5 protein-coding genes are annotated in these 12,165 nt (G+C 44.3%); 3 read left to right on the top strand and 2 right to left on the bottom strand.

Annotation, left to right across the window (positions count from 1 at the left end; all coding sequences use genetic code 11):
• Positions 1–4 precede the first annotated feature (4 nt).
• Genes ACL934_RS15735 through ACL934_RS15725 form a run of 3 tightly spaced genes read left to right on the top strand, consistent with a single transcriptional unit; the run spans position 5 to position 6,606 of the window.
• Entirely contained in the window at positions 5–2,728 is a 2,724-nt protein-coding gene (locus ACL934_RS15735; RefSeq protein ID WP_374075036.1) for a PD-(D/E)XK nuclease family protein, read from the top strand.
• Complete coding sequence (locus ACL934_RS15730) at positions 2,704–5,784, top strand: UvrD-helicase domain-containing protein (protein WP_413612554.1); 3,081 nt, start codon at positions 2,704–2,706, stop codon at positions 5,782–5,784. The genes ACL934_RS15735 and ACL934_RS15730 overlap by 25 nt, the downstream gene beginning before the upstream one ends.
• A gap of 27 nt (positions 5,785–5,811) precedes the next feature.
• A complete protein-coding gene (locus ACL934_RS15725; RefSeq protein ID WP_374075032.1) occupies positions 5,812–6,606 on the top strand; it encodes a PilZ domain-containing protein in 795 nt (264 codons plus the stop codon).
• On the opposite strand, the gene ACL934_RS15720 is transcribed toward ACL934_RS15725, so the two are convergent.
• Positions 6,603–7,097, bottom strand: a complete 495-nt coding sequence (locus ACL934_RS15720) for a hypothetical protein (protein ID WP_374075031.1) — start codon at positions 7,095–7,097, stop codon at positions 6,603–6,605. The two genes, ACL934_RS15725 and ACL934_RS15720, sit on opposite strands and share 4 nt — an antisense overlap.
• A gap of 82 nt (positions 7,098–7,179) precedes the next feature.
• Positions 7,180–12,087 carry a hypothetical protein gene (locus tag ACL934_RS15715; RefSeq protein ID WP_413612553.1) on the bottom strand — a complete coding sequence of 1,636 codons (4,908 nt, stop codon included), beginning with the start codon at positions 12,085–12,087 and terminating at the stop codon, positions 7,180–7,182.
• Between the last annotated feature and the right edge of the window lie 78 nt (positions 12,088–12,165).

Raw genomic sequence — 12,165 nt, 5'->3', positions numbered from 1 at the left:
GATAATGTTGCAAATCATTCCGATAGAAAGTCGATCTCAGATTTCAGAGATCTTTGCTAAATACAATCCGCGAGAACAGTCGTGGCTTGTATCGGATTTGCGCACAAAGTTCGAACTCCAACAAAAAATTCTGGGCCGCGAAGGCCAGTACATCGACGAATCGGTTCTGCGTGCCAGTGACCTTTGGAAAATTCTTTTAAAGCGTCTTGATCCGGGGTTGCGTTTGGTGAGTGATCCTTTCGCCCGTTCTCTTCTTAGAACGATTATGGATGAACACGCCGATGTTTTGGGTGTGAATTCATCTGCGGAAGACACAGTATTTTCATATATCGACCAAATGTCGGCGATTCTTTTCCATCCGGAAGGCACGACACGTTTGGAAGAGTGGTTTCAAACTCATCCGGAATCGATGAATCGTTGGAAAGAATGGTATCTGCGTGCGCGTTTTTGTGCGCTCAAACTTTTGCAAGACCATCGAGTGATCACGGCCGATTGGATTACGGCCTATCTGCAAAACTTCAATGAGCTTGAAAGAGTTTGGAACATTCCTTTGATTGTGGATCTGAGCGGGGAGATTTCTCGGGTTGAAGCTGAGATCTTGCGTGTTCTTTCTCGCTCGGTGGATGTCGTTATCTTAGAGCCAAGTCCTGCTTGGAAAGCGGACTTCCATTTTCTTTTAAAGCCTTATGAAGACTTGCGAGCGCAAAGTCAAAAAGTTGAAACTTTGTCCCCTGTGGTAAAGAAAGAAAAACGCACAGAGGTTTTGCGTTTTTCTGGAATGCTTGCAGAGATTAAACACAGTGTGGGACAAGTGCGTGAGTGGTTAGATCAAGGTATTTCGGCAGACTCCATTGCGCTTGTTGCTCCTGATATCGAGATTTATTGGCCCGTTCTTCAATCGTATTTGGAAGAAGAGGGAATTCCCGCGCAAAAAGATATTACTCACAAGGCGCAGAGTCTGCCTTCTGTCACAAGATGGTTGGCACTTCTTCGTTCAAAAAGTGGACGTCTTTCTAGTTCAGATTTAGAGATTTCTTTTTTTGAAAAAGAAGAATCGCAAGAACTTCGTTACGAAGAGTTCCGCTCTTTGTTTAAAAGCCTGTATGTGAATGAAGATCTGGCTCGCAATGACATTGTTTATAAAGTTTTTCATGAGCAACTGGATCTGACCGGTCTTTTAGGCCGGGATGAATTCGTAGCTAAAGCCTTGCTTTATTGGAACTCGTCAGAGACGGACATTGTACAAATTGTTTTAAGAGAGCTTTTGCAAAATGCCACAAGCACCACAAAGCTTATTTGGAAAGAGTGGCTTAGCTATCTTGAAAGCATTGTCGCTGCCAAGGAATACACTTTGGAAAAAGGAAACCCTCGGGGCGTCTTAGTGACAAAGCTGATGTCGGCGCATAGTGAAAAAGCCCAGCACCGTATTTTCATTGGGTTGACCGATGAGTCTTTGCGCAGCCGCAATAAGACACAGCTTTCCGGACAAGATTATTTTGAGTTAGCTAAAGACATTGGTTTTTATTTGGACAATCCGGATCAAAGCGATTTGGAGTTTGAACTTCGTTTGCTTGCAGAAGCTGAAAGTGTTGAAGACATTTACTGTTTTGGGGCGACGGATCTCAATGGCTCCCTATGTTCTCCGGCGACTTTTTGGATGAGTCTAAAGGGCGATCACGAAAAACTCACACTGCCTAAAGAAACTCGCTGGGATGAACTTCAGCACTCGGAAGAGCGAGGAAGCCGTCCTTGGATTCAACCTCGGAAAGAGGTTATTCAAAAAAGAATCGCTCAAGATCTGGGAAAGCAAGAGTTCGACTTGATTACCACAGCGGAGCTTCCGCGAATCTCGGCTTCTTCAGTGGAAAGTTTCTTAGAGTGTCCGTTTGTTTTTGCGGCCCAACGTTATTTCAAACTTAAAGATCTTCCCGATGTTGATTTGGATGTCGATCACAGAACACGAGGGCAATTGGCCCATGCTCTTTTTGAGAAGCTAACCATAGAACCTATGCGTTTTGATTGGAAGGCTGAAGAGCTGGATCAGATTCTCGAATCCGTTCGCAGTGAAAAGAAACTTCTTTTTGCCGATGAACGTTTGTGGATTCCTTTAAAGAAGAAACACATCCAACTGGGTTTAAGATTTTTGGACTTTGAGAAGCGTTGGCGTGAAGAGTTTAAAAAGACGCGCACTTTAGCTCGTGAAAAACGTTTTGAATTTTATTTTGATCCCAAGACCGAAGAGATCTCACGAGAAGCCAAAGATGGTTGTTTCCGTATCTCGGGACAGGTTGACAGAATTGACGGGGATGATGCCAATCACCTAGTCGTTGTCGATTACAAAAGTTCTTCAGGCGGCATTTCGGCCCATGCTTCGTGGTTTAAGAACCGCGAATTGCAGCTCCTCTTCTATATGTGGGTGATCGAAAAAGGTCTTCTTGAAGATATGGGTGGTGAAGTCATTGGGCTTTTCTACTATGTCTTTAGGAATTTTGAGAGAAAAGGCTTCAAGATTGAAGATCTTGCGGGATCTTTGTACCCGGCATCAAAACGCAAAGACAAGAATGCCAGTTTTGAAGCAAAAGAAAGATATATGACCGAGTTCAGCACTCTTTTGATGGGAACTTTGGATCGTATTAAAAAAGGCGAGTGCCAGGCTGAGCCCGCTGAATTTAAAACCTGTGTGAACTGCGAGTGGAGGCGACAATGTCGAGCACCACATCTGAATTAAAAAATACCATTCTTCGCGCCGGAGCCGGGGCGGGGAAGACCACGACATTGACTCAGACTTTTTTAAAGTTTGCCAGCGACTTTAAAGAGAAGAACAAAAAGTTCCCGCGCATCGTCGTGACGACTTTTACCCGTAAAGCAACTCAGGAGCTGAAAGAGCGTCTTTTAAGCAAAGCCTTGGAGGACGGTCGAGAGGACCTGTTCCATTACGTGAGTTCTAAATCTCAGGTTCAGATTTCGACAATCCACGGGGTGTTAAGTCTCTTCTTATCCCGCTATGGATCTGCTGTGGGTTTGACTCCGGACTATAAGATCATGAGTGATTCCGAGATTAAAAAAGGCGCGCGTAAAATTATGCGCAAGTACCTCCTCGAAAATCCTCAGTTGCAGGAACTTCTTGAAGAGTATGACTTTCAAATTCTTGAAGGAGCTTTGCTTAAATATTTTGGCGAAAACGTTATTTTTCCCGAGATGAAGTTTATTCCCAAGGATGAACTGCAAATCGAAGCGGGAAAAACGGTTCAAAATATTTCAGGAAAACTCAAGCGAGTCTGTACCGAGATCATGCAAGAAACTTCCAACGACAAATGGGAGGAGTATGCGCGGTCCTTGGCTTCTTTTGATTGGACCGTGAGCGGCCAAAACTGGGAGTCCTTCTTTGAAAGACTTGAAAGTTTTTGGGAATTCACTTCAAAGCCTGTTTTCCGTAAAGCCACACCTCCCTTTTCATTAAGCCTGAATGAGGAACTGGAAACTTTGCGGGATCGCATTGATGTTCTTTTAGGTGAGCCTCGTTACCGTCCGTCCTTTTGGGAAAAGCACCAAAAGAACTGTGAACTTTTTGAAGAGCTTGCGAAAAATTTCTGTCGCGACTTTATGCAAACCAAACTTGAAAACGGTTTGCTTTCAATGAGTGATCTGGAAACTTTAGCATTTAAAATCATCCGTGAGTCTCCGGAAGCAGCTCAGAAATTTTCCCAGGAATGGGATTTCTGGATGGTCGATGAGTATCAGGATACAAGTCCCGTGCAAGTGGAACTCTTGCGCCATTTGATTGGCGAAAAACCCTTGTTCGTGGTCGGCGATCCTCAGCAAAGTATTTATCTTTTCCGGGGAGCGCGCTCGGAAGTCTTTCAAGAAAAAGTGCAGGAAATTCAGAATCAAGACGGCGATGTGCAAATCAAGCTTGTCAATTATCGTTCATCGCCTGAAGTTCTGGAGTTTTTCAATCACTACTTTACAAAGCTCAGTCCACAGTTTGCGGCGATGACGCCAGCTCCAGATAAAATTCGCAAAGGAAATTCGGACCCTGTTGCGCAAGTTCTTTTGACGGAAACCGGGGAGGAAGATGAAACCTCTGCCGAAGTTTTAACAACGGTCGCCCGTATTCAGGAACTTTTAAATGAAGGAGTGAGCCCAGAACAGATCTGCGTTTTGGGAAGAACCCATAAAACTTTGGAAGATATCGCCAAAGTTGCGCAAGAGTACGGTGTTCCATTGCAACTTCATAGTGGCAGTGGATTTTATGAACGTCGCGAAGTCTTGGATGCCTTAGCTCTATTAAAATTTCTAGTGAACCCTCATGACAACGCTAATTTTGTGGCCCTCTTAAGATCGCCTTGGCTCGTGATGAATGATAGCGAGATCGCAAGTTACTGCCATAGCTACAAACATTCTTTCTGGAAAGAAGCGCAAAAGACTCTTGAACAAAAAGAAGAGAATCATCCTTTGCGTATTTTGAAAGGTCTTCTTGCGCAAAGTGAAGTGAAAGGTCTTTCTTGGACCTTGAAAAAGGCATTGATTGATTTAGGTCTTTTTGATTACTCGGCAAAAATTGATTCAACGGGAAGACGTGAAGCGAACTTATGGAAAGTGGTCTCGCTCTTAAGCCAAGAAGAACGTCGTCCAGGGTTTAACTTTTTGGACTTCTTAGATTCCAGCCTGGAAACTCTTTCTGCCGATGAAGGCGGGGAGGATGCGGATGCCACTCCGGTGATTGAACCGAAGAGAGTCAACTTTATGACCGTGCACGCTTCCAAAGGTTTGCAGTTCGATCAGGTGATTTTACCTGGCATGGGGCAAGACCCTCGCAACAGTCATGCGCCGATCTTAAGTATTCGCGAACAAGATGGTTTGTGGTCTTTGAAAGTGCGCAATGAAGAAACTCAAGCCATGGCCGGAAGTATTCTCGCGGATCAGATCACCGAAGAGCTAAGAAAAAGAGAAGCCGAAGAGTTCAATCGGGTTCTTTATGTGGCTCTAACCCGCGCAAAGTCCGGCGTGACTTTACTTTGGGATAAAAAGATCGGAAAAAAATCATGGGCCGCCCACTGTCCTTTGCTTTTGGAAGAAGGCCTTCATCAGGAAAAAGACTTTTCTTACGTCGTCAGAGTCGAAAACGGCCTTCCACGGAAAATGGCTGAGCAAGATTTGGCGCAAAAGGCTTTACGTCCTCTGTGGCAGTCTCCGCAAAGTGAAGAAAAACGAAAGTATATTTCCGTCACCGAACTTGTCGCACCAGAAGCTTTGTCGTTGGAAGTTTATACGCCCAAAGCCACTCAATTGGGAGTAGGTCTAGCCCGAGCACAACAAGGAACCAATGCCCATAGACTTTTTGAAGCTTTAAAGTTCACTTCTTATAATGAGCTGTTGAAGGTTTCGGAAGACGACCTTAAGAAGCCTTTGCAGTTCTTAGCGAACACACAACAGATTCCACTTCTTGAAATTATTGAAAAAGGTTATGTGGAGTGGGGGTTTGCTCTTAAGTACCAGGACTCTTTGATGCAGGGGCAGATTGATTTGTGGGGCATCGTCGGTGAAACACTTTGGATGGTGGACTATAAAACCGGTTCACAGCGATATTCCGACACGGCTTTCAAACAACTTGAGGCCTATGCCTGGGCTTTGTACCGTATGAAATACTTAAATGGAGTTAAAGACGTCAAGTTGGCCGTTGTTTATCCCATGGATGAAGTGGTGAAAATCGAAAGTGTCCGCAGTTTAGAAGACATGAATGTCCGGATGGAAAAACGCCTTCAGGATTTTTTAGTTGTCTAGGTCCTAAGGGTTCCTTATCCTTTTTATATGAAAACAAAACCATGGTCTCTGATCGTTCTTGCATTACTTCATGTGTTGGCTCCAGTTGGTAACTTGTTACTGAATGCTTTTCGAGCGGGACGAACTATTCCTGCACAAATGCATTATTGGTTTGAAGTTTTACCCAAACATCTTTTGTTCATTTATGTCGGTGTTCCGATCCTTGCGGGAATCTTCATCTACATCTGTCGCCGCTGGAGTTACTGGGCATACCTTGTCTGCTTGGCGGTGATTTTCCTTTCGAATCTTTATAGCTACTGGACAAGCATGAATTGGAGCACGTTGATTGCTTTGATCGTGGTTCTTTTAGTCGATCTTCTTATCGTCGCTTACTTTGTTGTTCCTTCGGTGCAAAAAGTTTATTTCGATCCACGCATGCGATGGTGGGAGGCGGCTCCTCGCTACAACTTCAATCACGAAGGTTTGGTGAATGGAGCGAAATCTTTCTTGAAGAACTTGTCTCAAGGCGGAATGTTTATGACCTCAGGTCCTTCTTTGAACGAGAATGACCAAGTGGAAGTTTCTTGGGAGTACGAAGGCCAAGAAACAAAAGTGCGCGGGATTGTTCTTTATAAGAGCCCGAATAAAGCCGCTCCCGGTTATGGTGTGCGCTTTGAGCACACCCCGGAAACACAAAAACAAGTGAAGCATGTGATCGACAGTCTTCACGCTAAAAAGCTTATTGTCGTTGAGCGTTTGCCGGGACCTGAAGACAGCTTTGGAACTTGGTTGAAGAAGCTCCTCACAAAGGGTGAAGGCCTCTTCCCAAAATTTAAAGTTTAGTTTTTAGAGTATTCGCAAAGAGCTTTGCCTTTTTTGCCAAGACCGATAACAGGTCCTTCAAAAGTTTTACGAACGGCATAAGCGATCTTTTTATCAGCAGAAAGTTTGATGGCCACGCTGTCTGTTACGCGCATTGCAGGAATGCCCATCAAGCTTTCGCGGCCTTCGAATGAGAAAGTCAAAGTGTCGTTTTTCAAAGTCACAGAGTCTTGACCTTTTGTAGAACTCAGAGCTTCACCGTGAGATGCTTTCACGTCGCGTTTTTTACCGTTCAGCTCAGCGCTGACGATCGGACCGTACTCCGTCATATCGCCGCGATAGAGATTTGTAAGCCCTTTTTCTTCGGCAACCACGAGGCTGTCATAACAGAAAGTTTCGCCTTCGACCTGATCGTTGATAAGTTTGTAGGAACCAACAAAGTCTTTGGCTCCGGCAGCAAAAACGGAAGATGTGCCGAGCAAAACTATTCCTAACAAAATCGCCTTTTTCATAAATACTCCTGGGGTTTTAAGTAACGCAAAAAAATGCGCGGGCCCGGAGAGAGAGAGGACCCGCGCAGGAGAAACCGAAAATTTATCTGTTGTACTCAGGGTTCGTCATAAGAGTGAGCATATTCAAGAACTCAACGTTCTTCATGATGATACCGTAAGAGATCTCGATCTGAGTTCCGTCAACCAATTGGCCCGCAGCTTCGCCAAGTTGTGCAAGACCTTCCATGCCTTGAGTTTGGCTCATGGCTTTTCCAATTTTATCAAGACCTGACTTCAAAGCCTTTTGGTCAAGAGCAAAGAGTGGAAGCGCTTCCGCCAACTGACCAGCTTGTTCAGCCACTTGTTGAGCGACTTGTTCTGCACCTTGTTGTTTTGTCAACAACGCAACCGCTACGCCGATCACTTGTTTGTTGAAACCAATCATACCCTCAACTTGATCTTCGATAGTCATTTTTGGGTTGGCTTTCAACACTTCCTCAGAAACGATCTCACCTTTTTTGTTAAGAGCGTTCAACTTCGCAACAAGAGCGTCTTTAGCTTTTGTTACCGCTTCTGTGCCCTTACCTTCGCTCAACATATCTTGGAATTGAGCAATCGCCAGTTTTTCCATCAAAGGACCGATTTCTTCTTCTTTTTGGATGAAGAAGTTTTTCTCTGCCGCTACTTGCAAGATCAAGTTAGAGGCAATCGCATTGTCCAAAGCCCAGTAGCTGAGACGTGCCTTCGATTTGTCAGACACACCCAATTGGCTAAGAACAGTACGGTCATTTGGAGCTTTACCTACGCTGCTTCCCACTTTGAAGAAGTTAGCAAAGTTATCTTTGTCTCTTAAAGTGGAAGCTTCAAGATTCAAGATACCGTAAACACCAGCGTACATTCTCATCGCCGCAGTCACAGTCGCTTTCTCGCCACGAACAGGTGACAATGTCGCGTGTTCGTTTGTGAAAGTCGGTTGCAACTGATCGAGCATCATGCCTGTCAAAGTGTTCACGAAGAAACTTTGTTCAGCAGACATGCCCAAGATGTACTTCTCGAAATCCAAGAAAGAGAACAAGATGCTTTGTGAGTAGTACTTATAGTCTGGGTATCCCTTCATAGTCAGGAAGTTCATCGCCATAATTTTATCGTACTCGATACCCACTGTATCGATACGGTCTTCACGGATCGCAAGATCTTGAACCGCGCGTTTTTCCACGATTTCAACGTCTGTGATCACTTTTCCAGTCTCGTTACCTTCTTTATCTGTTTCCTTATATTGGTAAGGAACTGCTGCGAAACGCTCTCCACTCTTGAACAATGAGTTCGCATCTGGAGTTTTGATAACTTGGTTATAGAAAATGTACGATTTCAAAGCAGCTTGGACGTAATCGCCAATCTCTTCTTGTGTCCCGTTTCTAAGAACAAGCATGTAGAACAACTCGTCCATGAACTGACGCATTTGGAACATTGTGCCGATAGTGCCACCGATAGCGCGGCTTGCAGTTCCAACACCGAAGTCATTACGATCCCAGCTATGGTAGTTCGTAACGTAAGCTTCTTCGTAATCTTGAATCATGTTTTCAACGACTTCTTGCGCTGAAGTACCGTAGTCAAAACGTTGGCACGTAGGTTCGTAACCAACATGGATGTCTGTGCAGTACTTGTAGGGCTTCAAGAGACCACCAATTTGACGTTTCGAGAAGTTGTTCCAACCTTCTTTAGCAAAGTTAGCTTGAATAGTTTGTACGCTGATGTACTTGCCATTCACGAGAACTTTAGCAGCAGCACCTTGTTTTTCAAGTTTCGCCTTGAATTCAGGAGTTACTTCCAAAAGACCCAAGTGAGACGCTCTCAAAGCGTGGACATCGTAAGAACCGATACCATCCCAACGGAATTTACCTGGTTCGATATAATCCATGATTGAAGAGTAATTACGTTTTGATTCCGTACCGTCTTCGTTTGCGAAGTTCGCTTTATCGAATGAACCGATGAAGTTGTGAGTCAAACCTTGAGAGTGACCCATTTCATGGCCCAAGTCGAAGAACAACTCTTCACGAAGAGCATCTTTGAATGATCTGTTTGCGAAATCTCTAGCGATAGATTCACGCTCTGTTAACATACAGCCCGGACGTGATTTAAACTGTTGGTTCATTTTAGAGCGGATGTCTGCAAGGCGTACTGATCTTTCAAGCTGTGCTCTTTGAATCGCAGAGACTTTACCGCCTTTAGAAGCAAGAACTTCCTTAGCAACCAGACCTTCAAGCTCTGTCGCGTCCATAGAACGGTTCTCAGCATATTTACGAAGAACGCGATCAATCCAGCCATGTTCTTTTTCTGGAGAAGCATAGTTGAACTTACCGGCGCCCAAAGATTTCATTTGCTGAGTCGCTTTTCTGATTTCACCCGCAGTCAAGCTCAAGTTTTTAGCTTGAGACAGGATTTTAGGATCCGCTTTTTGGCCACGAGCCATGTTCACTAGTTGTTTTGTGAATTGAGCTGCCACTTCTGCTTTTTGCTCAGGAGTTGCCGTCGGTTTTTGAGCTTCTGCGGCTTTCTTTTGAGCTTCCGCTTCAGCTTGTTGTTGTTTAGACAACTCTTCCAAAGCTTGTTTCTTGAATTCTTTTTTCATATCAGCCCAGTTTTGGCTGATTTTAAGATTGCGTTGTGAAGCTGCTACGAACTGACGCAAGTTACCTGCGTAGACGATCAATGAATCGGCAACAACGATACCAGAGCGCGGGTTGAATCCAACTTGGGAAACACCGAGGATACCGTGGTTGTCGTTAAATTTGTTTTCAAAGTGAACGATGTTCTTATCAAGGTCACCGACTTTGGCTTCTACACCTTCGTATCCAGAGAATTGGATTTCAACATAACGACCTTGGCGCTCCAATTTCGTACCTTTAAAGGCTTGTTTGTAAGCAAAGTCCCAAGCGTTTACAACGTCACGGGCTGTTGCCATATAAAGGTCACGGATCTCTGGCTCAAGTTGCACAGAAGGCTCAAGACCCGTCACTGTGTAAACAAGAGTTTTGCCATCGCGGAAGTCATGAACAACTTGATAGTTTGTCTCTTGACCTTCACGACCGTGAAGACCCTGATCATTTGGATTGATTTGACCGATAGTCCATACACCGTAACCAAGTTCATTTTGGGCACGGAATGGAATCTTCGCAACGAAGGACTTATCTGTCTTACCGTCGTTCAATTTGAAAGAAACACGTTCTTTCAAGCGAGCCGTGGTTTGGTAAGGCGTTGTGCCGTTATAGTCGTTTGTCACTCTGTAATCAGTAATACACCAAACACTCAAACCTGCTGAGTACTTAAGTGAGAAGTTAAGGATACCTTTATCAAGCTTCATGTCGACATCTGAAACTTCTTTGTCGGCCATGGACTTAAAGCATTGCTCTTGAAGAGACTCATAAGGAGAGTAGTCAGAAGAAAGATTGTTTTTTGACCAATCCAATTCAACAAACTCTGCATCTACGCGTGAAGCCGGAACCAGGCGAGCCATGGCGTAGTCCGCACCTGCCGCATTTTTAGTTTCATGCTTAAAGTATTTAACATCAATAGACATCAACTCTTCATAGTCAGTGTCATTTGAACCTGATTTGAAGTTGATAAGCTTGTCAGCTTTACGAACTACCAAACGGTTTTCTTGCAACTCAAACTTAACGATAGTCAGGTTGCTTGACATACCTGGAGGGAAAATAGTCGTTACAGGAGCATCTTCCAATGTGCGTTTGAAGAAAAATTCCTTGTCTTTAATATCAGCGATACGGATCGTTCTGCGTGGATCCATTTCGTTGTTGTTTTCGATTTTCTTAGGCTCAACGTTTTGTTCGATTTGAACAAGACCTACGTTTTCACCCGCGCGAACTTCCTTGAATGAAATTTTCGCGTCTTGGTTGCCATCGTAATCTACAACTGGCAATTCAGGGCGAACGTATTTTACAGGAACGTCGTAACGAAGGATCAAGATACAGTTAGCTTGTTCTTCTGCAGGCAAGGCCTTTTTGACGTCGTCAGAGCATTGGCGAACGTTGGATTTGTTAGAACCCAATTTCAATTGTTGCAACTGAGAGTCTGTCAATTCAGTTTTACCCAATTGACCAATTTCGAAGACATGAAGAGCGTCAACATCAAGAAGTGTCAACACGCGAGCATCGTCTTTGGTATTTACTGGAATTTGGAACTCATTTTTAAGAGCGCCCGCCGTCATGATCTTATTGTTAATGCGATCCATAACGAATGTGCGGTCCATATCACCACGGGAAGCAGGGTCAAGACCTACGGGAACGCGATCAGAAGGATTTACAGACATAGTGAAGTGAGTCGCCTCGCTCCAGTCTGTTGTCTTCAAACGCAATGTTGAAGTCTCTTCTTTAAGTTCGTTTTTCACTCTTTGCAATACGCCGTAACCATTTACTTTGAATTTGAAAAGCGGAACAAGGATGTTAGAACCTTTTTTCGCCAAAGCCGTCGCTTTTTGAGCACGCGCTTGTTTCAACTTCGCAAGCAAAGTTTTTACTTCTGCATTGTTCTTAGTTTTTTGAAGTTGTTTTTGCAAAAGAACTTCGTCTTTAACTTGAGCGAGTTGTTTCTCAAGGATCGACAATTCAGAAGCGTCGTTTACGATTTTATAAGCGGTCACGAATTGCTTGTCGACAGACAAAGTAATCGGGTAGGAGCGACCCGCTTGTCCTGTCATCTCAAGACCTTTAAACATGAACTTCAGGCGGCTTGGCACATGAACTTCTGTCACTGCAACAACGCCTTTTTCAGCCGTTGCTTTTGAAGCTTCACCTAAACTCAGATTTGAAAGACGTTCGTCAGTCGTGACAGCCAATGAACTGTCCGTTTGCAACGAATCAACTTCTGAAATCGAAAAGTTAGATTCTTGCGCGTCTTCCGGCAAGGCCGCATCTCTCGTCTTTGTACAACCCGTAACAAAGAGGGCTAAGGCAACTAAAGCAGTCAGAGCCTTTGCGTACTGAGATTTGTGAGTCATAGTTCTCTCCATTCCTAATTTGTCACTGCTCCAAGCCCACATCGAATATATGGCTCATGGAACAGAGACTCTCTCCTT

The organism is Bdellovibrio sp. HCB-110 (genome assembly GCF_047323225.1).
Lineage (GTDB): Bacteria > Bdellovibrionota > Bdellovibrionia > Bdellovibrionales > Bdellovibrionaceae > Bdellovibrio.
This window is presented reverse-complemented; position numbering and strand designations above follow the sequence as displayed.

Bases quoted from the DNA above. Each gene is read 5' to 3' on its own strand.
- ACL934_RS15735 (WP_374075036.1), top strand. From the start codon at position 5: ATGTTGCAAATCATTCCGATAGAAAGTCGATCTCAGATTTCAGAGATC.
- ACL934_RS15730 (WP_413612554.1), top strand. From the start codon at position 2,704: ATGTCGAGCACCACATCTGAATTAAAAAATACCATTCTTCGCGCCGGA.
- ACL934_RS15725 (WP_374075032.1), top strand. From the start codon at position 5,812: ATGAAAACAAAACCATGGTCTCTGATCGTTCTTGCATTACTTCATGTG.
- ACL934_RS15720 (WP_374075031.1), bottom strand. From the start codon at position 7,097: ATGAAAAAGGCGATTTTGTTAGGAATAGTTTTGCTCGGCACATCTTCC.
- ACL934_RS15715 (WP_413612553.1), bottom strand. From the start codon at position 12,087: ATGACTCACAAATCTCAGTACGCAAAGGCTCTGACTGCTTTAGTTGCC.